The 22118-nt window shown below is 61.4% G+C and carries 21 protein-coding genes and 4 pseudogenes; 13 read left to right on the top strand and 12 right to left on the bottom strand.

Annotated features, from left to right (window positions below; translation table 11 throughout):
* Positions 1–756, top strand: a complete 756-nt coding sequence (gene cobF / locus LRS56_14160; GenBank protein WDU65478.1) for a precorrin-6A synthase (deacetylating) — start codon at positions 1–3, stop codon at positions 754–756.
* Between the two features lie 11 nt (positions 757–767).
* Positions 768–1487 carry an alpha/beta fold hydrolase gene (locus LRS56_14155; GenBank protein ID WDU65477.1) on the top strand — a complete coding sequence of 240 codons (720 nt, stop codon included), beginning with the start codon at positions 768–770 and terminating at the stop codon, positions 1485–1487.
* A gap of 128 nt (positions 1488–1615) precedes the next feature.
* On the opposite strand, the gene LRS56_14150 is transcribed toward LRS56_14155, so the two are convergent.
* The gene (locus LRS56_14150; protein ID WDU65476.1) at positions 1616–2170 is read right to left on the bottom strand and encodes a hypothetical protein; all 555 of its coding nucleotides are present in this window, start codon (positions 2168–2170) and stop codon (positions 1616–1618) included.
* A 72-nt stretch (positions 2171–2242) separates the two neighbouring features.
* Positions 2243–4051 (bottom strand): monovalent cation:proton antiporter-2 (CPA2) family protein, encoded by a 1809-nt coding sequence (locus LRS56_14145; GenBank protein WDU65475.1) that lies wholly within the window; start codon positions 4049–4051, stop codon positions 2243–2245.
* Positions 4052–4286: 235 nt separating this feature from the next.
* On the opposite strand from LRS56_14145, the gene LRS56_14140 reads away from it, so the two are divergent.
* Together LRS56_14140 and LRS56_14135 are read left to right on the top strand one after the other, a co-directional pair.
* Positions 4287–4652 carry a type II toxin-antitoxin system RelE/ParE family toxin gene (locus LRS56_14140; GenBank protein ID WDU65474.1) on the top strand — a complete coding sequence of 122 codons (366 nt, stop codon included), beginning with the start codon at positions 4287–4289 and terminating at the stop codon, positions 4650–4652.
* On the top strand, positions 4645–4950 hold the full coding sequence (locus LRS56_14135; GenBank protein ID WDU65473.1) for an XRE family transcriptional regulator: 306 nt from the start codon (positions 4645–4647) through the stop codon (positions 4948–4950). The genes LRS56_14140 and LRS56_14135 overlap by 8 nt, the downstream gene beginning before the upstream one ends.
* A gap of 46 nt (positions 4951–4996) precedes the next feature.
* On the opposite strand, the gene LRS56_14130 is transcribed toward LRS56_14135, so the two are convergent.
* The 4 genes from LRS56_14130 to LRS56_14115 all read right to left on the bottom strand — a co-directional run bounded on the left by LRS56_14130 (position 4997) and on the right by LRS56_14115 (position 9731).
* The gene (locus tag LRS56_14130; GenBank protein WDU65472.1) at positions 4997–5899 is read right to left on the bottom strand and encodes an EamA family transporter; all 903 of its coding nucleotides are present in this window, start codon (positions 5897–5899) and stop codon (positions 4997–4999) included.
* A 53-nt stretch (positions 5900–5952) separates the two neighbouring features.
* Complete coding sequence (asnB, locus tag LRS56_14125) at positions 5953–7857, bottom strand: asparagine synthase (glutamine-hydrolyzing) (GenBank protein WDU65471.1); 1905 nt, start codon at positions 7855–7857, stop codon at positions 5953–5955.
* A gap of 45 nt (positions 7858–7902) precedes the next feature.
* Complete coding sequence (locus LRS56_14120) at positions 7903–8862, bottom strand: diiron oxygenase (GenBank protein WDU65470.1); 960 nt, start codon at positions 8860–8862, stop codon at positions 7903–7905.
* Between the two features lie 80 nt (positions 8863–8942).
* Positions 8943–9731, bottom strand: coding sequence for a crotonase/enoyl-CoA hydratase family protein (locus tag LRS56_14115; protein ID WDU65469.1), 789 nt, complete (start codon positions 9729–9731; stop codon positions 8943–8945).
* 107 nt (positions 9732–9838) lie between these two features.
* Between LRS56_14115 and LRS56_14110 the strand changes: the two genes are divergently transcribed.
* The 3 genes from LRS56_14110 (at position 9839) to LRS56_14100 (ending at position 13660) form a co-directional block, all read left to right on the top strand.
* Positions 9839–10636, top strand: a complete 798-nt coding sequence (locus LRS56_14110) for a helix-turn-helix transcriptional regulator (protein ID WDU65468.1) — start codon at positions 9839–9841, stop codon at positions 10634–10636.
* Positions 10637–10745: 109 nt separating this feature from the next.
* Positions 10746–12299, top strand: coding sequence for a DUF726 domain-containing protein (locus tag LRS56_14105; protein WDU65467.1), 1554 nt, complete (start codon positions 10746–10748; stop codon positions 12297–12299).
* A gap of 41 nt (positions 12300–12340) precedes the next feature.
* Positions 12341–13660, top strand: a complete 1320-nt coding sequence (locus LRS56_14100; protein WDU65466.1) for an Nramp family divalent metal transporter — start codon at positions 12341–12343, stop codon at positions 13658–13660.
* 240 nt (positions 13661–13900) lie between these two features.
* Here LRS56_14100 and LRS56_14095 read toward each other — a convergent pair whose 3' ends face one another.
* A complete protein-coding gene (locus tag LRS56_14095; GenBank protein ID WDU65749.1) occupies positions 13901–14833 on the bottom strand; it encodes a LysR family transcriptional regulator in 933 nt (310 codons plus the stop codon).
* A gap of 117 nt (positions 14834–14950) precedes the next feature.
* Between LRS56_14095 and LRS56_14090 the strand changes: the two are divergent.
* The 3 genes and pseudogenes from LRS56_14090 to LRS56_14080 all read left to right on the top strand — a co-directional run bounded on the left by LRS56_14090 (position 14951) and on the right by LRS56_14080 (position 16157).
* Positions 14951–15440: pseudogene (locus tag LRS56_14090) on the top strand (DMT family transporter).
* 4 nt (positions 15441–15444) lie between these two features.
* On the top strand, positions 15445–15897 hold the full coding sequence (locus LRS56_14085) for a DMT family transporter (protein ID WDU65465.1): 453 nt from the start codon (positions 15445–15447) through the stop codon (positions 15895–15897).
* 89 nt (positions 15898–15986) lie between these two features.
* Positions 15987–16157: a metallothionein gene (locus tag LRS56_14080; protein ID WDU65464.1), complete on the top strand. Its 171-nt coding sequence runs from the start codon at positions 15987–15989 to the stop codon at positions 16155–16157.
* Positions 16158–16279: 122 nt separating this feature from the next.
* Here LRS56_14080 and LRS56_14075 read toward each other — a convergent pair whose 3' ends face one another.
* The gene (locus LRS56_14075; GenBank protein ID WDU65463.1) at positions 16280–16552 is read right to left on the bottom strand and encodes a hypothetical protein; all 273 of its coding nucleotides are present in this window, start codon (positions 16550–16552) and stop codon (positions 16280–16282) included.
* A gap of 16 nt (positions 16553–16568) precedes the next feature.
* A complete protein-coding gene (locus tag LRS56_14070) occupies positions 16569–16811 on the bottom strand; it encodes a hypothetical protein (protein WDU65462.1) in 243 nt (80 codons plus the stop codon).
* A 118-nt stretch (positions 16812–16929) separates the two neighbouring features.
* Here LRS56_14070 and LRS56_14065 point away from each other — a divergent pair.
* From LRS56_14065 to LRS56_14055, 3 genes and pseudogenes are all read left to right on the top strand, one after another.
* Positions 16930–17714 (top strand): annotated as a pseudogene (locus LRS56_14065) (helix-turn-helix transcriptional regulator).
* Between the two features lie 69 nt (positions 17715–17783).
* Positions 17784–17957: a DUF1427 family protein gene (locus LRS56_14060; protein ID WDU65461.1), complete on the top strand. Its 174-nt coding sequence runs from the start codon at positions 17784–17786 to the stop codon at positions 17955–17957.
* A 30-nt stretch (positions 17958–17987) separates the two neighbouring features.
* A complete protein-coding gene (locus LRS56_14055; GenBank protein ID WDU65460.1) occupies positions 17988–18947 on the top strand; it encodes a zinc-binding alcohol dehydrogenase family protein in 960 nt (319 codons plus the stop codon).
* A 14-nt stretch (positions 18948–18961) separates the two neighbouring features.
* Here LRS56_14055 and LRS56_14050 read toward each other — a convergent pair.
* The 3 genes and pseudogenes from LRS56_14050 to LRS56_14040 all read right to left on the bottom strand — a co-directional run bounded on the left by LRS56_14050 (position 18962) and on the right by LRS56_14040 (position 22047).
* A pseudogene (locus tag LRS56_14050) lies at positions 18962–19991 on the bottom strand (purine nucleoside permease).
* Positions 19992–20005: 14 nt separating this feature from the next.
* A pseudogene (locus LRS56_14045) lies at positions 20006–20954 on the bottom strand (nucleoside-specific channel-forming protein Tsx).
* Positions 20955–21108: 154 nt separating this feature from the next.
* Positions 21109–22047, bottom strand: a complete 939-nt coding sequence (locus tag LRS56_14040) for an AraC family transcriptional regulator (protein ID WDU65459.1) — start codon at positions 22045–22047, stop codon at positions 21109–21111.
* Positions 22048–22118 lie beyond the last annotated feature (71 nt).

Genomic DNA, 22118 nt, shown 5'->3' with positions numbered 1-22118 from the left:
ATGAAACGCATCCTGATCATCGGCATTGGCGCCGGCAACCCTGACTACATCACGATGCAGGCCGTGAAGGCGCTGAACCGCACCGACGTGTTTTTCCTGATGGACAAGGGCCAGAGCAAGGACAAGCTGATCGACCTGCGCCGCGAGATCTGCGAGACCTACATCACCGAGCCCGGCTACCGCTTTGTCGAGGCCGATTGCCCCGAGCGCGAGCGCGGCGAAATCGACTACACCACGGCCGTGCAGGACCTCAACCGCGACAAGCAGCAGACGTTTGAACGAATGATCAACCAGGAAATGGCTGACGGTGAAGTCGGCGCTTTCCTGGCGTGGGGCGACCCGGCGCTGTACGACAGCACCATTCGTATCCTGCAGGCGATTCTGGCCAGTGGCCGCTGCACCTTCGAGTTCGAAGTGATCCCTGGCATCACCAGCGTGCAGGCCCTGGCGGCCCAGCATAAAGTGCCGTTGAACCGCATCGGCAAGTCCATTGAAATCACTACCGGGCGCCGCTTGGCGGCGGGGCAGGCGAGTGATGCCGATACGTTGGTGGTGATGCTCGACGCCGAAGACTCCTACCGCACGGTGGCCGACAAGGACCTGGATATCTATTGGGGTGCTTACCTCGGCACGCCGGACGAAATCCTTATCAGCGGCAAAGTCAGCGAAGTGGCGGAAAAGATCGAACGGGTACGCAAGGCGGCGCGCCTGGAAAATGGCTGGATCATGGACACTTATTTATTGCGCAAACCTTGAGGTAACGTCCCATGCTCAAACTGTTTGCCCTCGCGCTGGCCCTGGTGGCCGGTGCCGCCCATGCCGATGAGACACTGCACAGCGACTTGCCGCTGGCGTACCTGGAGCAAACCCAGGGCGATGCGCGTAACGAGCCGCTGGTGATTTTCCTGCATGGGTTCGGCAGTAATGAGCAAGACCTGTTCGGCATCAAGGACGCGCTGCCGTCCACCTGGACCTACCTGTCGGCCCGTGCGCCGATGCCGGTCGACCCCCATGGCTATCGTTGGTTTACCAAGACCCCCGGTAACGGCGATTACAATGGTGAGACAGCCGACCTGCAACGCAGCGCCAGGCTGATCAAAGACTTTGTGACGCAGGCCACCGCCAAATACCACACCCAGCCAGACCGCGTGTTCCTGGTGGGCTTCAGCCAGGGGGCGATCATGTCCTACGAGGTGGGGTTGCGTGAGCCTGGGCTGGTGCGTGGGATTGCGGCGTTGAGCGGCAGTGTGTTGCCAGTGCTCAAGGCCGAGCTGAAGCCGGACGAGCGTTTGAAAAAACTGGCGATCTTTATTGGCCACGGCACGCTGGACCAGGCGCTGCCGTACGCGTCGGCGACGCGGGCGAATGAGGTGCTGAGCGGATTGGGGCTCACGCCGGAGTTGCATGGTTACCCGGGGATGAACCACACCATCAGCGAAGCAGAAGTGCAGGACTTGAAAGCCTGGCTGGAAAAAAGCCTGCACTGACATCCGCACCGTGAATGAAGTCAATGTGGGAGCTGGCTTGCCTGCGATAGCCGAGTATCAGCCACTGGCGCGGGGGCCTGGTAGATCGCAATCGCAGGCAAGCCAGCTCCCACAGTGGTTGGGTGTTATTACTTGCCGCCGGTAATCTGCTTCACCAACTCGGCATGCCCCTTCACATCATCGGCTCGGGAGATCGCCTGGATCACCAGCAAGTGGTTGCCCGAGCCGCCGAGGAAGGTGGAGTTCAAGGTCTTGCCGCCGCCCTGGGTGGCGGTGCTGTCCACCTGACGCAGACCCAGCCCTTTGAAGGTGAGTTTTTTCTCGTTCAACTTCTTGAAGTCGGGCAGGGCGGCGCTCTGGTCCTTGACGAAACCGGCCACGGCGCCGTCGAGGAACTGCGGGTCGTTGTCGTTGATGGTTACCCCGTCGTTACGCACGGTTTCGGCGACGATCACCACACTTTTCGTGGTTTGGTTGGCGTACATCGTGCCTTGGGTATCGGCGGTGCCATCTTCGGCCTTGCCGGCAGGCAGTGTGTCGGCGGCATATGCCTTGGGCAGGCTGAAGCTGAACTTGCCGCCCAAGGTGGAGATGGTTTGCGTAGCCGGCTTAGCGGCGGCGAACACGCTGCCGGCGGTTAGCGCAAGGGCCAACAGGGCTGCGGTCTTGATGTAAGTGGCCATGAAGCGCTCCAGGGATGAACGAAATTGCGGCGTATTCTGTCAGAAAAAACGCAATATCGTTCATCCACGGCCTCACACCTTGTCGGACTCTTCCTCAAGCCGATCCATCTCAAACAGCCGTGCCAGTTCTGCACGGGCTTCCTGCGCGGTCTGCATCACCTTGGCCGCATCGTCGTACACCGCGTGTTGTGCGGCGAGCACTTGCAGATCGTGGTTCTTGAAGCGGGTGATGCGCGCATCGGCCTGGGCCTGGCTCAGCCCCAGGCCCACCAGGGTGCGGCGGCTCATTTCCAGGCTGGAATAGAAGGTCTCGCGAATCGGCGAGGCATCCAGGTCCACCAGGCGGTGCACGTGCTGGCGGTTACGGGCGCGGGCGATGATTTTCATGTGCGGGTAGAGGTTGCGCACCAACTCGGCAGTCTTGATATTGATCTCCGGGTCGTCCATGGCGATCACGAAGAACTCCGCCTGGTCGACCTTGGCGGCGTGCAGGATTTCCGGGCGCTGCGGGTCCCCGTAGAACACCGGCATGCCGCCGAAACTGCGGGTTAGTTCGATGGTTTCCACCGACGTGTCGAGGGCGATAAACGAGATGTTCTGCGCCCGCAGTATCCGCGCCACGATCTGGCCCATACGGCCCATGCCGGCGATCACCACACGCGGCGCGTCGCTTTGGATGGCGCGGTATTCCTCGGGCACTTCCACCGGTTTGACCTTGGGCTTGAACAGCTTCGGGCACACCAACAGCAGCAGCGGCGTCACGGCCATGGACAGGGTGATGGTCAGCACCAGGACGTCATAAAGGTGCGGCTCGAACAGGCCCTGATCGCGGCCGATCTTGAACACCACAAAGGCGAACTCACCGCCCGCCGCCAATACCACGCCCAGGCGCAAGGCGCTTTCGCGGTTGAGGTCGCCCACCCATCGGCCGACCGCGTACAGCAGCGGCAGCTTCAAACCGATCAACAGCAGGGTCAGGCCGATCACGATCAGCGGCGAACTGAGCAGCAGGCTCAGGTTGGCGCCCATGCCTACGCTGATAAAGAACAGCCCCAGCAGCAAGCCCTTGAACGGCTCGATCTGGGATTCCAGTTCGTGGCGATACTCCGAGTCCGCCAGCAGTAACCCGGCGAGGAACGCGCCGAGGGCCATGGACACGCCCACCAGCTCCATCAACCAGGCGGTGCCGATCACCACCAGCAGGGCGGTGGCGGTGGACACTTCGCGCAGGCCGGTCTTGGCGACGATGCGAAACACCGGCCGCAGCAGGTAGCGGCCGCCGATGATCACCACCGCGATACTGCCGAGGATCTGCAAGACATGCTGCAGGCCCTGGGCCTCGGTGGTGGGATGATCGCTGCCGGCCAGCAGCGGCACCATGGCGATCAGCGGGATCGCGGCGATGTCCTGGAACAGCAGGATGGCAAACGCCAGGCGCCCGTGGGGCTGGTTCAACTCCTTGCGCTCGGCCAGGCTTTGCAGGCCAAACGCGGTAGACGACAGCGCCAGGCCCAGGCCCAGCACAATCGCGCTGTTCCAGGATTGGCCAAACAGCCACAGCGCCACAACCCCCATCACCAGCCCGGTCAACAGCACCTGGGCCAGGCCCACACCAAACACCGCCTTGCGCATCACCCATAAACGCTTGGGCGACAGTTCCAGGCCAATGATAAACAGCAGCAACACCACCCCAAGTTCCGAGAACTGCGCCACGCTTTGCGGGTTGCCGATCAGGCCCAGCACCGACGGGCCGATGATCACACCGGCAAACAGATAGCCGAGTACCGCGCCCAACTGCAGGCGTTTGGCCAGGGGCACAGTCAGCACGGCGGCGAGCAGGAACACCACGGCTGCTTGTAACAGATTGCCTTCATGGGGCATTGCGAACTCCAGGATCTTCAAAACCAGTCAACAGGCGGGTATTAGAGCGCTTTTTGCATTTCGATAATTGTGTTTTTGCAGCGTGTGATCGCGCCTGAAGGCATTGCCTGTCGCGCAATGAGCGCCGCCGGAAGGATGTACAAACAATTTCCCGAGGGCGGCGGGTGGCAGCTCATCCGGTTTATCTACTAGTTTTCAGGCTCTTGAGTTTATATTCCATGGGTGGAATATTTGCATGAGTTGGGAAATTGAATACACGGATGAATTCGGCGCCTGGTGGGAACATTTGGGTAAAAAGGAGCAGGTTTCGGTGTGTGCCAGCGTTGGTCTGCTGGGGCTTTTAGGGCCGGGTCTGGGCTTTCCCCACAGCAGCGACATCAAGGGCTCCCGGCACGGCAACTTGCGAGCATTGCGCATACAGCACGCGGGGCGGCCTTATCGGGTGTTGTACGCCTTCGATCCACGCCGATGTGCGTTGTTATTGATCGGTGGTGACAAAACCGGGCAACACCGATGGTATGAGGAGCACTTCCCCGTGGCAGAAAAGCTGTATGACGTGCATTTGGAAATATTGCGTAAAGAGGGCCGTAACCATGGCTAAAAAATTCGCAGAGCTTCAAGCCCGCATGACGCCGCAGGCGCGTGCTGAAGCCGAGCAACTGCTCCAGCAACACATCAAGGAAATGCCCTTGCACGAGCTGCGCAAGGCTCAGCAGTTGAGCCAGGAGAGCCTGGCCAAACGATTGAATATCAACCAGGCGGCCGTCTCCAAGATGGAGCGCCGCACCGACATGTACATCAGCACGTTGCGCGACTATGTGCGTGCAATGGGTGGCGAGTTGGAAATTATCGCGACTTTTCCCGATGGCCAGGTGAAGATCGATAACTTCGCCTGTTAAGTGTTGTGCCGCAGCCCGGCCACGCGCCGGGCTGTTTCACAGGGGACTATTTTTCCGCTTGCATCACTGCGCCATGGCCCGAAGGCGCCAGGTTCGCCGGTTTGCGGTACAGCCCCACCGCCAGCCCGGCGATGATGATCCCGATTGAAATCAGGTTCGGTGTGGAAATACGCTCGCCGATAATCAGCATCGAACTGGTGATCCCGAACACCGGAATCAGCAACGACAGCGGCGCCACGGTCGATACCGGGTACAGCTTGAGCAGCGAGTTCCAGCCCCAGTAGGCGAAGTGTGTGGCCAGGTACACCTGGAACAGGATCGACAGCACAGCCGTGAGGTCGAGGCTGGCTTGCAGGCCCTCGAACGCGGCACTGCCGTGCATCAGCCAAGCGGTGAGAAACAGCGGGATCGGCGGAATCAGGCTGGCCCACACCATGAACGAAAAGATCTCCTTGACCCCGGATTTCTTGATGATCACGTTACCCACGCTCCAGGCCACCGCGCTCAGGACGATCAACATGACCCCCAGCACCGCATGGTTGCCTTCCTGGGTCGAAATGATTCCTGCGAGGCCCACCAGGGCCATGACGGCGCCGACCATCTGCGCACCACGGATTTTCTCCTTGAACAGTACAAAGCCCCAACCCATGGTGAAAAACACGCTGAGTTGAATGATCAATGAGGCAATCCCCGGGCTCACGCCCACCTGAATCCCGTAGTTGATCACGCCCCACATGCCCAGCCCGAAGATGAAACCGTAGGCGGCCACATAGCTGAACTTGACGGCCGGGCGCTTGATGAAAAACACCAGTGGCAAGGCGGCGAGGGCGAAGCGGATGCCGGTGAGAACAAACGGATCGATTGCGCGCAGGCCCAGTTTGGTGATGGGGAAGTTAACCCCCCAAACCAGGGTGACGAGTACGGCGAGTGACAAATGTTTTTTCAGCATGGACCCTCCTTGGGTCAGGCGGCGCAACGCTATCGCGATGCGCCGCACAGCAATCAGTTCAGGGCGAACCGTTTTTGCATCAGGCACAGCCCGGCAATTTCCATCAGCAGGTTGTCTGCCGACGCACGCTGGGCAGGCGACAGGCTTGGCAATGTTGCCAGCAAGGCGCGCACTTTACGCGGGTCGAAGAACGGCACATTGCTTAAAGCCGGCCCGCTCAAGACGTCGTTGACCATCTCGAACAGTTTTGATTGCGGGCTCTCCGACGCCGGTGGGGCGCGGAAGTACTGCTTCTTGCGATCCAGTACCGCCTGGGGCACGTAAGGGCGCATGGCTTCGCGCAGGGCGTATTTCTCGGTGGCGCCGCGCACTTTCATGTTCACCGGCAAGCGGCAGGCGGCTTCAATGACCTGGTGGTCCAGCAGTGGCGGGCGGCCTTCAAGGCTGCCGGCCATTTCCATGCGGTCGCCGAGGGACGTGAGGACCACGTTCGGCAGGCTGGATTTGGCTACCATGTACAGCGAGCGGTTGACCGGCTCCCAGCCGTTGAGCGCACGTGGGCTCAGGCGATCGTAGAACTGCCGATAGGCATCCACATCACAGAAACGTTCGCGGAAGTCATCGGTGTACAGCTGCGCCAGGGGGCCGAACAACGCGGACTGAGTCTGCAGCCAGGACACGCCGTGGCCCAGTTCGTCCTGCACCCACTTCACGTCATTCCTGCCGCCGGGCAGGTAGCGATCTTCGCTGGCGTGCAGGCGCCGGGTAAGTTCGGCGATGGCCGCCGGGTCCTGATGCTCGTGGTTGTACAGCACCATGTCGCGGCGGTAGTGCGGGTAGCCGCCGAAGACTTCGTCGGCGCCTTCACCGGTCAGCACCGCGCGCATGCCCTGGTTTTGCACGAACTTGCACAGCAGATACTTGGCGACGCTGTGGGCGTTGGCGAATGGCATTTCAGCGTGCCACAGGGCGTTTTCGAAGTTGTCCGCCATATCGGAGGAGTTCACCGACAACACATTGAGGTGAGCGCGGTTATGCCGGGCCGCTATTTCGGCGTACTGGCGTTCGTCGTAAGCCTGCTCGCCTTCGAAGGACAGGTGGAACGCCTGCAACGGTTGGCCGGTCAGCTCGGTGGCGATCCCCAGCATGGCCGAGGAATCCAGCCCGCCGCTGAGGCACACTCCGACCGGCACATCGGCATGCAGGCGCAGGCGCACGGATTCTTCGATAGTGTGGCGCAGGGAGTCGATCATCTCGGCCTCACTGCGTTGCTCGCTGGCCTGCGCGTCGGGGAAGTCCCAGTCCCAATACTGCTCGGTCTGCAGGCCGCTTTCGTCGGCAATGATCCAGCACCCCGGCTTGACGCTGCGAATATTGTTGAACACCGTGCGGTCGCGCAGGATAAAGCCACGGCTGGCGTAGGCTTCGTGGTCCCACTGCGCCGGAATACCGGCCGCCAGCAGGGCTTTGATTTCCGAGGCGAAATACCACGCGCCTTCATGCTCGGTGTAATACAACGGCTTGACGCCCACCCGGTCACGCACGGCAAACAGCTTTTTGCGCAGGCGATCGAAAATCAGGATGGTGAATTCGCCGCGCAGTTGCTTGAGGCCGCGTACGCCGTGGCGGCGGTACAGGTGCATGGCGATCTCGCTGTCGGAGGAGGTCTTGAAGCGGCAACCATAGCCCTCCAGTTCCGAGCGAATGCGTTGATAGTCGTAGAACTCGCCGTTGACCATCATCACCAGGTCGCCTTCGTCGGCGACGATCGGCTGCGTGCCGTTGCCCAGCCCGACCAGGCCCAGGCGTACATAACCGAAAGCCGCCTGGCCCTTGGGGTCGAACCACTGGCTGGAGCTGTCCGGGCCGCGATGATGGATGGCGCGCAGGGCGGCATCGAACATGTTCGGGTTGAACGCACGAGGTTGTTTGGCAAACACGCCAATGTATCCACACATAAACATTACTCTATTGAATTTGTATTGGTCAGCAGCACGCTGGGTTCAAACGGTGGTCACCGGTTCCGGTATCCCATGCAGCTCAGGCAGCACCGAGGCGGGATGTATGCCGATTGAGCTGAGGATCTCGGGCATGGCCGAGTAGTCCGCTTCGCCGGTCTCGATAAATTGAGTGGGCAGCAGCAACGAACGGTCGCCGAAGACTTCAAGCAGCTGCGGCAGGATGATTCGCCACGCGGAAATCTCGCGCATCGGGAAAATCCGGATCGAGTTGGCGATGCCACGGGTAAACAACAGGGTTTGCTGCGCGGTGAAGTCGCCGACTACCTGCTGCACGAACAGCGGGAAGATGTGCTTGTGCACCAGCTCGTCCTTTTTGTGCAGGGCCACCACGTGACGAAACACCGGTTGGATCTCGGGGGCGTCGCTGAGGTCGGCCAGGTAATCGCTGATAAACGTCTCCGACACCAGCGAGAAGGCCAGGCGGTAAATCTTGAAGTCCGCCTCGGACATGGTGGCCTGCGCCTGGCTCAGGTGGCGGGTCAGTTCCAGCTCCGGCCATTTGATGCGCATGCCACGCTGGGTAATCGCCAGCTCACACATGTTGATCGAGAACAGCGTGTGGTAAGCCTCATCCGCCAGGGTTTCGGAAATCGTCGCGGCGCTGGCCGAACTCAGGCGCGAGCCGAGCTGCAGCAGGTCGATGCAGGACGGGCAGATGATCTCGGTTTCGATGGCGATGGTTTTCTGGTTGTAGATGACCCACCCGGCCGACAGGATCAACAGCTTCAGGGCGTGGGGGTAGTTCTGGTAATGCGGGTCATGGGCGAAAGGTAGCAGGGCCTCGAGAAAGTCCGGCGCCTGCAGGTCAAGCTGGATATCCGGACGTTGCGAATCGAGCTTGATCTGTGCACGTTTGTGCCAGCTGCGTTCGATTTTGATCAGTCGTTCATCGGCTGCGTCATTGCTGCGATAAAGATCGTCTTGAGTGCTGTGCTGAAACATGGTTTCACCGGGTTGATAGTGAGTTGTGAAGGCCATCCATGGTTTACCGAGACGCGCTCGGCAACGTTCACGACCGGGAGTTACACCGCCTCTGGCGTGGTCTGGATCTTGTCCTTTTTACGATCCAGGAAATCGGCCAGGCGATCCTGGGTGCGGGTATCGGAGGACACCACTGCAGCAATCAGGGCTTCCGTCATCAGGCCGTCCTGTTGGCTCTGATCCACAATGCGCGGCAGTACGTGGGTGACCGCGTAGTTGGTCATGGGCAAGTTGCCCGCGATCTTGTGGGCCAATTCGGTGGCCTTGAGCACTGCCTGGCCGACCGGGACCAGGTATTGGGCGACGCCGCGCTCGTAGCTTTCCTTGGCGTAGAGGGTGCGGCCGGTGAGCATCATGTCGGTCATCAGGGCGATGCCGGCAATGCGCGGGAAGCGCACGGAGGCGCCAACCCCCACGTACAGCCCGCGCATGGCTTCGGGCAGCGAGAAGAAGGCGCTGTCATCGACCACGCGCAGGCTGCAGGCCGTGGCGATTTCCAGGCCGCCCCCGATGGCGGCGCCGGTAATTGCCGCCACCACCGGCACTTTGCCGAACTGGATCAGTTCGAACGTCTTGTGCCATTCGCGAAAGGCCTGGACGTTGTCGATCACCGATTGGTCGCGGATTTCCGACAGGTCCAACCCCGTGCAAAAGTGCTGGCTGGTGCTGTAGAGCACGGCGGCGCCAATACCTTCCGGCAGGTTGCTGAAGGTGTCACGCAGTTCGTGCATGACCTCCAGCGACATGGCATTGCGCTTCTGCGGGCGGTTGAGTCCCACCATGAGCACTGGGCCGTCAACGCGTACTTCCAAGTAGTTTTTAACGCTCATTTTCCGAATATCCCTTCGAAATAAACCCAACTTGGGGAGCAACGATTCTAGGTGGCGGGCAAATGGCCTGCTTGCTATGTCAGGTCATACTTTGACAAAATCGGGCCATGCCGCCGACCTTCACTTTTTCCCCCTATGAACCCGACAGCCCCGAAGCGGTGGTGACGCTGCGCGAGTACGCGTCGGGTACGGTATTTCCCCGGCATACCCACCGTCGCGGGCAGTTTGCGTATGCCTCCACCGGCGCGCTGAAGATGTTCACCGACCTGGGCAATTGGGTAGTGCCGCCGCAACGGGCCATCTGGGTGCCGGGCGGGGTAGCGCATGAGATGCATATGCGCGGCGATGTGGTGATGCTCAACACCTACCTGGATGACGACGCCGCCCAGCGCGCCGGGCTGCAGGACCACTGCCAGGTGTTTGGTGTGTCGCCGTTGCTGCGGCATTTGCTGGAAGCGGCGCTGGCGATCGGGCCGTCTGCTGCGCCCAGCGTCAGGGATCGTTGTGTGCTGACCCTGTTGATCGATGAAATCGGCGCCATGCCCGAGTTGCCCCTCAGTGCGCCGTTGCCCTCCGAGTCGCGCCTGGCCCGTTCCTGTCAGCGCTTTCTCGAGGCGCCCACGCAGAAAATCTCGATTGGCGAGATGGCCGATTGGTCCAGCATGAGCCGGCGCACCTTCACGCGTAACTTCCGTGAGTGCACCGGCATGACGTTTGTGTCCTGGCGCCAGCAGGTCTGCCTGCTGGAGGCCACGGCGCGGCTCAGCCATGGTTCGTCCATCACCGATGTGGCGTTCGAGCTGGGCTTCAGCAGCTCCAGTGCCTTCACCTCGGTGTTCCGCCGTAACCTGGGGGATTCGCCGGCGCGTTACCTGGCCAAGTCCAAGGCCGCATCGATGTTCTGAAAGGGGCCGAAAGAGGAGGGCAATGTGGTGCCTTTTCCCACAGCCGTACGGCGTTGAATCTCACCCTTTGTTACTATCGCCGTCCATCGTCACCAGGAGTCACCGCCCCATGCAGCACCAGTGGGATGAAATGCACCGCACCCGCAAGCCCACGTTCGTGTTGTGTGGCGAGCCCCAAGGGGATGTGCTCAATCTCTATGTTCACGGTTATTCGGCGTTCTTCAACCGGCAACAGCTGGGTCACTTCAAGGAACAACTGGCAGGTATCGAAGGCTCGACCAACCTGATGCTGTTCTGGCCGGCCGGGCATTTCCTGGAAAACCTGTTTGCTCCGTTCAAGGATGTAATGGCCGCGATGCTCGGCGGCGGTAGCCTGGGCGCGGCGACGGTGGGGGTGGGCAAGGCGATTGCCTATTTTCTCGACCACTATAAGAGCGTCGAGGCTCGGGTGGACGAAGTGGCCAGGAGCCTGCTGCCGGAACTCGCCGGTTACTTGCACGGCGAGGCGCTGCAGGTGCGGCGGATCAACCTGATCGGGCACTCCCTGGGGGCACGGATTCTGGTCAAGAGCCTGCTGGCCAGCCCCGGGACCGCCCGCGAACTGCCGCTGGACAACCTCCTGTTGATGGGGGGCGCGATCTGTACCTCAAGCCCGTGGGAGGAAGTATCGGCGCCGCTCAAGGGGCGCGTGATCAACTGCCACTCCAGCAAGGACTGGGCCCTGGCCATGAAGCCGGACACCGAGCGCTGCATCGGCCGTTATGCGATCCCGGTCACGCCGGCGCTGAAGGCCAAGGTCACCAATGTGCACCTGGCCACCTTCGACCATGCCGCCTACTGGCCGCAACTGCAGACCGTGGTGCAGTACACCGACCTGCTGCACGAGCGGCGCGGCCTGATCCGCTCCGACCAGCGCAGCAGCGAGGTGCGCTTTGTCGAAGAAGATGCGGACCTGTTCCCGGCGCTGGTGCAGGCGCGGCCGGAGGAGTTGAAGTTCCTGGCCGAATTGATCGCGCAAAAGCGTAGCGCGTCAATTGATGCCACGGTGCGTGAACCGCTCAAGCTGGCTGTTGAGTTGCAACGCATGGGCGGCGACACTTTTATGAACCTGGCCCGCGGCCATGGCGTGAGCTACCGGCAGATCGCCGAAGATGTGGCGCAACGTCTGGCGATAAAATTTGATGAGCCCCTGGCCAGCGTGGCGCTGACGGACCTTGAAACCCGGGTCGCGGAAAAACTGATCGAGCAATACAAGGACAAGCTCAGCAATGCCGACCGGCAGGTGTTCGATGCCGAACTCAAGGCCGCCGCGCAAAAAGAGCAGGGGTTGTTCACCCGGTTTGATGTCGGCCGGTCGGCCACCACTGCATTGAGCGGTACCGCGCTGGCCGGGTTGACCGGGTTTATGCTGCGTCGCGGTGCGGCAACGGCGATTCCGGTGGTGGGCCAGGCGTTGGCCGCTGCGATGCTGCTGGTCAGCGGGGTGCGGGCGTTTTCCGGCCCGGCGTACTCGATCACCACCCTGGCGGTGCTGGTGGTCGGGGTTATTCGCCAGCGCATGGAGCGCGAAGCCTTGAACCAGGAAATGGACCTGGTGGTGCAAGTGGTGGAAGCGTTTGACCTGCCTCGGGACACGGTGATGCGCACGGTCGCGTCCGACTGATAAGCTGCGTCCTTGTCTTGTGTGTTTGCCTGGGATACCGCGTGAAATTCAGCCTGCCAAAAATTGCTACCGCCCCGTTCTGCCCGCCGGAAGTGGCCGGCTCCGTCGCCGTTGACCCCAAGGCTTCGTTCTTCAAGCGCGCCCTCATGTTCGCCGGCCCCGGGCTGCTGATCTCTATCGGCTACATGGACCCGGGCAACTGGGCCACGGCCATCGAAGCCGGTTCGCGCTACGGTTACAGTTTGTTGTTCGTGGTGTTGCTGGCCAGCCTGGCGGGGATGGCGGTGCAATGTCTGTGCTCGCGGCTGGGGATCGCCACCGGCAAGGACCTCGCGCAACTGAGCCGTGAACGCTACAGCCGGCGCTCCGCCAATACCCAGTGGGTGCTCGCGGAAATCTCGATTATTGCCACCGACCTCGCCGAAGTGCTTGGCTGCGCACTGGCGTTTCACTTGTTGCTGGGGGTGTCGCTGACCACCGGTATTGTGATCACTGCCTTCGATACATTGTTGATCCTCGCCCTGCAGAACCGGGGCTTCCGCCGCCTGGAGGCGATCATGCTGGCGTTGGTGGCGACCATTGGCGTGTGTTTCTTCATCGAGCTGGTGCTGATCAAACCCTACTGGCCCGACGTGTTCAGTGGCTTCACTCCGTCATGGTCGGCCATCAGCGATGCCGCGCCGTTGTACCTGGCCATTGGTATCCTCGGCGCCACCGTGATGCCGCATAACCTTTACCTGCACAGTTCTATCGTGCAAACACGCCTGATCGGCAAAGACCTGGCCAGCAAACAGGATGCGGTCAAGCTGGCGCGTATCGATACCATCGGCTCCCTGGCCCTGGCGTTGCTGGTCAATGCCGCGATCCTGGTACTGGCCGCCGCCGCCTTCCACAAGACCGGCCACACCGACGTGGTGGAGATCCAGGACGCCTATCACCTGCTTGACCCGCTGGTGGGCGGCGCTTTTGCCAGCATCCTGTTCGGCATCGCCTTGCTGGCTTCCGGGCAAAGCTCGACCTTTACCGGCACCATCGCCGGGCAGGTGATCATGGAGGGCTACCTCAACCTGCGTATCCCGTGCTGGCAACGCCGCCTGATTACCCGTGGGCTGGCGCTGATCCCGGCGTTCCTCGGGGTGTGGCTGATGGGCGACGATGCGATTGGCAAGCTACTGATCCTTAGCCAGGTGGTGCTCAGCCTGCAATTGCCGTTTGCGCTGTACCCGCTGATCCGCATGACGGGTGACAAGCAACTGATGGGGCCGTTCGTCAATCGGCTGCCTACACGAGTGCTGGCGTGGTTTCTGTTTGCGGTGATCAGTGGGGCGAATGCGTGGTTGATAGGGCAGTGGCTTTTTTAATTGATGAGTCAGGCCAAGCGTTTGGCGTTGCCTGCGAATGTATCCAGGATGTCCTCCGGCAAGGGCGCCTCGAAGTTGCCAGGGATCTCCAGTTTTCCTTTCATTTTGTATTCAGGGTGTCTCTTCATATTGAAAGTCGCCGAAGTTTGAACGCCTGCACCCTGTCCGGAAATACTGGCCCGTAAAATCAGAACGGGCTTACTTTTGAAGGAAGGAAATTTCCTCAATAGGTGGGGCCGCTCAGCGATCCCAATACGGCACCACCCCAAAACACTCCACGAAATAATCAATCACCGTGCGCACCTTCAGCGACAACCGCCGGCTGCCCGGCCATAACGCGGCAATCTGCTGCGGCTCCAGGGTGGTCGCTACCTCGTACTCCGTCAGCACCGCCTGCAACGTGCCGGCGCGCAAGCCTTCGCCGATCAGCCAGGACGGAAACACCACCAGCCCCAGGCCCTGCTCGGCGGCGTGGGTCAGGGTGTCGGCGTGGTTGCCGGTGATCGGGCCCTTGACGCTGTAGGGCTGCCAGTCGTCCTGACCCTTGCGGAAGAACCAGCGTTGCTGGCCGGTGATGCCTTTATAGGCCAGGCATTGGTGGTTGATCAGTTCGTCTGGGTGTTGCGGCGTGCCGTGCCGTGCCAGGTAGGCAGGGCTGGCGGCGATGCGAAAATGCTGGGGGGCGAAGATGCGCGCCTGCATGCCGGAGTCATTGAGCACGCCGATGCGGAACAGCAGGTCGGTGCCGTCTTGCAGGGGGTCGACGTAGGTGTCGGTTTGCTGGATATCCAGTTGCAGCTTGGGGTAGCGCCGGCACAGCTCGCCGAGCCACGGTGACAGGTGACGCTGGCCGAACACCATCGGCGCGTTGATGCGCACCAGGCCGCTGGGTTCGCTTTCCTGTTCCTGCAGGGCTTGGCCGGCGGCTTCCAGTTGCTCCAGCATCACGCGTGCATGGCGCCCCAGCAGGCGCCCGGCCTCGGTAGGGCTTACCGCACGGGTGTGGCGATAGAGCAACTGCTGGCCGAGGGCCTGTTCCATCAACTGGATCTGCCGGGAAATGGAGGAGGGCGCGAGGCTTTCGCGGCGCGCCACTTCGGAAAAACTGCCATGGTCCAGCACCGCCACAAACAGGCGCAATGCCTTGAAACTCAGTTCATTCAAACCCTGCATCATGCCTCCGGGTTGTGCGTAATCCGCAAAGGTGTTGTAGGCATGCTCCCATTTATCGCACAGCACGGCCACCGGATAATGCGCGCCAGGTTTACTTTCTTGAAGCGCAGGTGATGTATGCAGGCAAGTTCTATCGAGGGTGTAGCGCAGGTTACGCCGAAAAAAAAACCTTCTACGGTTGCTGTTGCTGCCACTGGTGATCCTGGCAGGCATGGGCCTGTCGGTGGAGGCCGGTTTGCTCGGGCCGCTGGGTGTGCAGGTAGGGCACTTGTGGGCGACGTTGAGCATCTTTGGCGTCGGCTCGGCGATTCTGTTTTTACTGCTGCTGTTCAGCGGCCCGCAAAAGGGCCCGGCGTTGACCGACTTGCCGCGCTGGCAGTTGATCGGCGGGTTTCTGGGGCCAATCTATGTTGTGGTGCTGACCCTGGCCACGCCGCATATCGGTATCGCGATGACGATGATTGCGATTTTATCGGGCCAGGTGGGCAAGAGTGTGTTGATCGACCATTTCGGCTGGTTTGGCACCGCACGTAAACGTGTGAATGGCGAGCGCTGGATTGCCCTGGCGTTGATTGTGGCGGCACTTGTTCTGATAGCACGAGGGTAAGGCGATGAATCTGATTCTGTTATTGGTGCTGGTGGTCGCCGCAGGTGCGGTGCTGAGTGTGCAGGCCGCGATCAATGGTCGCCTGGGGCAGGCGGTAGGCGTGTTGCGCAGTAGCCTGGTGACCTTTGTGGTCGGGGCGGTCGTGACCGCGCTGCTGATTTTCTTCTTCGAACCGGCCCAGGCCGTGAGCCTGCTGGAAGTGCCCAAATGGCAACTGACCGGCGCGCTGTTCGGCGTGGTGTACATGATGGTGATGGTCGGCGCGGTGCCGGTGGTCGGTACGGCGGTCGCGACGGTGGCGGTGATCGTCGGGCAGTTGGGCATGGGCATGCTGATCGACAACTTCGGCTGGCTGGGCAACCCGGCCATCGAGCTCTCAGGCAGCCGCATCGTGGCGATGGCCTGCCTGGCACTTGCGCTGGTGTTCATGTATCGCAGCAATACGCGCACCGACTGATGGTTTGAACCATCAACGGCGGGCCGCAGTCACTGCTTAAGGTGCCGGCGCTCGCCGCACCGGGACGACCATGAAGAAGGAGTCTGACCATGCCCGATGAAACCTGTGCGTGCCCACACTGCAAGTGTGTGTTGGGAGCTGATGCGGTAATGAAGGACGGCAAGGGCTATTGCTGCCAGGGCTGTGCCGAGCACCATGCCCATGGCGAGCCTTGCGCGGCGGCCACGGGCTGTGAGTGCGCCAAGTCGGCTAAAGGCTGAACGCGTTTAAAAAAAACGGGAGCGGGCTTGCTCGCGAAAGCGCAGTGTCGGTCAGCAATGGTCTACTGATACACCGCTTTCGCGAACAAGCCCGCTCCCACAATTGACGCTCAGTGCTTGGGTTACCGGGTTTCCAGCTCCAGGCGCAAGCTATGGTCGGACAGGCGCTGGCGATCCCGCACCACTCCGCTGGTCCTCCTGCCTTCCAGCGCAAACACCACGGTTTGCGCCGCGTGCAGATCATCCGGCAGCGGCTGGAACACCTTCAGTACCAGCCACCCGGGTTTATGCTGCAAGCTCACGTGGCATTCCACATGCTTGGCCAATGGCCCGAACAAGGTGTCCTGGGTGTAATCAATGCGCGCCTTGCCATTGACCGTTGCCGGTAAAACCATGGTTGTTCCTCCCTGATCAAGCCTGGGCGCGCGCGTCCGAGCGGCGCCATTGCACATCGGTAATGCCGAACTTTTCGGCCTGTTCGCGGCTGGTCTTCTTCACCTGCTCGCGTGCGAAGCGGCCGATACGGCCCACCCCGGCGTCACAGCTGGCCCAATGCCAGGCTTCTGCGGTGTCGAGCTTTTCCAGGCGGATGATGAACGACCTGGGCTCGCCATGCAGGGTGTAGTCGATCACAAACAGTTTGGCGTTATTCATTGGCCCCTCAGCCCCGGTGGTGTAAAGCAAGTGATCCTTGCGGGCGCTAAAAATTCACTCGGATTGTCGAGCGGTGGTCATTTACCATGGCGGCTCACCCTTGATTGACGTGCACTCCATGGCCCTGGCTGCGCCCCCCGACCTCAGTGATCACGCCGTCCCCGTTCAGCCGTTGGCGCGCACGTACCCCCGTGGGTTGTACGTGGAACCGCATAGCCACGATTGGGGCCAATTGCTCTATGCCATGAGCGGCGTGATGTGGGTCGAGACCCCGCGTGAAGCCCTGGTGGTGCCGCCCCAGCGTGCGGTGTGGCTGCCGCCTGGGGTTGAACACGGCATTCGCGTGGTGTCGGATTTGCAGATGCGCAATATCTATCTGCGCCCGGCGCTGGCGGCCACGCTGGACAGCCAGGTCCAGGTGATCGAGGTCGGCGGGCTGCTGCGCGAGCTGATCGTCACGCTGGTGGAGCAGGGCGACAGCGCTGACGCCGGCTATTACGACGCGGTGGTCGGCCTGGCCCTGCTGGAGCTGCAACGGGCGCGCCGCTCGCAGATCCGCATCGCCATGCCGGTGGACGCCGACCGGCGTCTGGTCAGCGCGTGCCAGGCGGTCATGGCGGCGCCGTCCCTGGCGGTGCCTTTCGAGCAACATGCCGAAACGGCCGGTGCCAGCGTGCGCACCTTGGCGCGGCTGTTCCAGAATAACCTGGGCATGGGCTTTGCCGAATGGCGCCGGCAAGTGCAGCTGGCCACGGCGGTGGCAGAGCTGATCCAGGGCCAGTCGGTGAGCGGCATTGCACGCTCCCTCGGGTACTCGCCCAGCAGTTTCAGCGACATGTTTCGGCGTGAACTGGGCGTCGCGCCCTCGCACTACCTCGGCTGAGGGGTTGGCCGAAATCCTGAAGCACTTGGCCGATGCTTCAGCAATGGGCTCTCTACACTGGGCCCATCAACCCGTCAGGCGCCAACCCCATGAACTATCTGATTTCCCTTGCCATCGGCCTGTTTGTCGGCGTGATCTACGGCGCCCTGGATTTCCGCTCGCCAGCGCCGCCGGCCATCGCCCTGGTGGGGCTGATGGGCATGCTGCTGGGCGAAAAGCTCTGGCCCATGGGGCGGCAGCTGGTCAGCGGTTGGTTGTCCTGAGTTGTTCATTCCTTCGGATGGATTACGTTTATGAAAGCATTGCAGTTTTCCGCCACCGGCGACATCAACGCCCTGAGTTTCGTCGACGTCACCACCCCGGTGCCGGCGTCCGGTGAGGTGCTGGTGCAGATCAAGGCGGCCGGCCTTAACCCCAGCGACGTGAAAAACCTGCTCGGCCGTTTCCCCTACACCACAGTGCCGCGCATTCCCGGCCGCGACTTTGCCGGTGTGGTCGTGCAAGGCCCGCAGGACCTGGTCGGCCAGGAAGTCTGGGGCACCGGCCGCGACCTGGGTTTTTTCGCCGACGGCTCCCACGCGCAGTTCCTCACGGTGTCGGCCAAGGGCGTGGCGCATAAACCCACTCATTTAAGTTTTGCCCAGGCCGCCAGCCTTGGCGTGCCGTACACCACCGCCTGGGATGCGCTGGAGCGCAGCGGTGTCGCAAAAGGCACGCGGTTGCTGGTGATTGGCGCCAATGGCGCGGTAGGCAGTGCGGCGTTGGCGTTGGCGAAGATTCGTGGCGCCCAGGTGCTGGCGGCGGTGCGCCGGGTGGAGCAGGTCGAGGTGTTGCAGGGGCAGGGGGTCGATGCGATTGCCCTGGGCAAGCCGGAGGAACTGGGCCCGCAGGTAAACGCCGTGTTCAAGGGCGGTGCGGATGTGATCTTCGACACCACGGGTTTCTGGTTGCCGGCCGCCGTGGCGGGCCTGGCGCCGTTCGGGCATATCGCGATCATCGCCGCGCCGGTGGACGGCCACGTGCAGTTACCGGCCCTGGCGCTGTACCGCAAGGGCGGCTCGGTGGTGGGGATCAATTCGTTGCTCTACAACTGCGAGCAGTGTGCGGTGATGCTGGAACAGTTCGGGCGCTTCTTTGATGAAGGGCTGTTGCCGCTGCCCAGCGGCCTGCGCGAAGTGGCGCTGGCCGACGGGGTGCAGTGCTACGAGGAGGTTAATCAAGGCAGTGCAGACAAGATCATCTTCCTGCCCTGAAACCGTTATCTCCATCAGGCTTCGGGAACGCCCTGTTCCCAAGCCGACCAGTTCTTGAGAATCGCCTGTACCAGCGGGTTGCCCGTGCGGTACAGGTTCTCCAGCGCCGGTACGAACCCGCCCTGGTCGGCGTATTTGAGCAGGTTGTCGACTTCGCTGTAGCCCGGGTACGGTCGGTCGAAATCGGAACCGGCACGCACCACCGCCAGGCGCTGGATATCCACCAGGCCCTCACGGCTGGCGCGCAGCAGGGCTTCATAGGTGGAATTGTCTTCCTGCTGGGTGGTGCAGTATTCGCCTTTGTTGTCGGTGAGCAACCGGGTCCAGACTTCGGCGCGCTCGCTCAGGCGCGTGCCGGAGAACCAGGTGTTACCCGCCAGGGTGTCGCAACGGGTGACTTGCGGCGGCTGATTGGCCGGCGCTGCGGGGTAGTGTTTGCGCCAGGCGGCGGACTCCTTGCTCTCCGTCAGCTCGACGGCGTGCGACAGGGCAAACGCCTTGGCTTGCAGCTTGGGGTTCAACTCAAACACTTCGGTCTTGTAGTCCAACGGCGGTTTTTCGTTGGGGCCCTTGGTGTTGATGCCGATATAGCCGGTTGGCCACTCCTTCGGGGCGTCCCGCGAATCCAGCTCCCACTGGGTGCCGAACTCCACCAAGGTAATGCGCCCAGGCAGCAGTGCCGATGGTGCCATGCTTGGGGTTGATCCCGGCTATCCCGGCAATCAGGAAGTAACTCTGGCGCAGGTCGAACTTGGGCGACAAGGCCAGGGCCAGGGTCGACGCGGCGGCGTTGGTCTGGCCCATGCCGGTCACCAGCAGGCACACGTCCTGGGTGTTGCAGCGAATCACCGGGTATTCGGCGGACAGGCCCGGCACGCGCACTTCCTGCTTGAGTTGCAGGCGGTCGATCCAGGTTTGCGCCTCGGGGGCGAACATGGTGATCAGCATCACTTTGGGTTTGATCGGCGCGGCTGTATCAGCCAGCACCAGATGGGGCAGCAGGGCCAGGCCCACGGCCATCGAGAGACGAGTCAGCGCTTTCATTTATAGCTCCTTGATCAGAATTGATAGCCCACGCCGGCGTAGTAGCCCCAGCCGTCGGAGCGGGCGCGGAAGTTGCCCTCGCCGAAATTCAACTCACTGCCATCCTCCCAGTTGCCGCCGTTATGAAAGTAACGGCCGACCAGGTGAAACGCAGGTGGGTAAACGAATACAGCAGCACATTGGTCGCCACCAGTGAGTTGGCGGTGCGCGCCGGGTTGTCCTTGTGCAGGTCGGAACCGAAATCGTAGTTGGTGAAGCCGATATAGGTCAGCGAGGCGCCATTGTCGAAGCTGCTGATGGGCACGATGTACTTCATCTGCGCACGGTAGCCGTCCCACGAGTATTCATTGCTGGCGCCGTAGTTTTCCCACTGGTAACGCCCGTAGAAATTGGCCGACAGGTTGACCCGCGAGTGCGTGTCGATATCGGTACCGAGGCCGCTGTACAGGGTGTTGGCGCGGTTGGCTTTATTGCTGCCATGGTCGTAGATCCAGTCAAACGCCACGTACCATTCCTTGAACGGCCCGATGGCCAGGCTGCGCCCCGCCAGGTAGTCGATGGAGATGCGCGGTTCGTGCTCCATGAACACCGGCGAGCCATGGTCCCACACGCCTTTGTCATTACTGTTACCGATGGTGAGGATCTTCGGCACATCGATATAGCCGTACAGCTCAAACGGCCCCTTGCGGCCGAAGTATTCGTATTCCAGGTACACATCATCCTGGGGCTTGGGGCCAAAGCTGATGTCTTTGCTGCCGATAAGGGTCAGGTCCTGGTTGAACCAGTCCGACCAGTACACGCCTTTTTTGTTGCCGGGCTTGCTTCAGGGCTCAGTGTTTCGCCCTGTGCTGAGTCATCGGCGGGTTTTTGCTGCGCCAAAATGGGCGCACTGAGTACTCCCGTAACGGCCGCCAGTAGCAAGGAAACACCAAAGGAAGCAGGACGCCTTGAGGTGGGGTGCATTGAAAGTCCCTATTCGTACGCGGTTTGAACCCGGTTCTTCGGGTAAAGGTGAACTTGGCTGTCAAGTTCGTTCCGCAAACGTTTGCACGCGGCGTACCAACTTTCTTAAGGGATTGAACTAAGTGATAAAAAACTGGATTAATCGACCCTTTGGTCAGAATTGACTGGGTGTCATTTTTTGGCTGCGCTTGAACAGGTGCATTGCGGTTTCCCGCCGATATTCGCTGGGCGTCTGGTGCATCTCGATTCGAAAATGCCGGTTGAAATTGGACAGGTTGGCATAGCCCACTTCAAAGCAGATATCCGCCACCGACATCTCGCTTTGCAGCAACAGCCGGCAGGCGCGCTGCACGCGAAACTTGCGCATCAGGTCGATGAACCCGTGGCCGGTGTTGCGTTTGAAGAACCGTGAGAAGCCCGGTTCGCTCATCTCCAGCTGTTGTGCGATCACCGACAGGCGCAAGTCGCCAGTGAGTTCACGCATCAAGTAGTCGAAGGCCTTGTTGATGCGTTCAGCGCTGCGTGCATCCAGGGTCGGTGCGTAGCAAGGGCTGGCGAGGGCTTTTACCTGCGCGGGTGCGGCGTTTTTCAGGGTGTCGAGCAGTTGCAGGAACAGGATAAGCCGCTGCAGGCCGTGGGCGTTGCCGATGGCTTCCATCAGGCGCGCGGCCTGCAGCGCCGTATCACCGCTGAATTCCAGGCCGCGCCGGGCCTGTTCGAACAGCGGCTGCAAGTCGCCGAGTTCCGGCAGGGTTTTACGTAGGGCGAGGAGGGCGGCACCATCGAATTGCAGTACCACATCGCGGCCGTGCAGGTAGTCGCCAGGGGCCAGTTCGCCGATCCAGTCGTGGGGCAGGTCGGGACCGATCAGCGCGACATGCCCGGCGCCGAACGCGCCGATGTAGTCGCCCGCCACCAACTTGCCGCTGCCTTGGCGAATCAGGTGGATTTCGAACTCGGGGTGGTGGTTCCAGCGCGCCAGTTCGAAGGGGTAGTCATGTTCGAACCAACGAAAACAATGCTCGGGTTCGGGCAGGATCACTTCGAGTTCAGCGGGGCGGTGTTCGAACAGTTGGGCGCGGCTGATGGGCATGGTGATGCCTCTTTTAGTTGTGTAATCGCTTCAAAATACGCGGGTTGGCAACCCTCGCGCTACCCCCTGTT

The organism is Pseudomonas poae (assembly GCA_028869255.1).
Lineage (GTDB): Bacteria > Pseudomonadota > Gammaproteobacteria > Pseudomonadales > Pseudomonadaceae > Aquipseudomonas > Aquipseudomonas poae_C.
The sequence above is the reverse complement of the archived record's forward strand: the minus strand, read 5'-3'. Positions and strand labels throughout refer to the sequence as shown.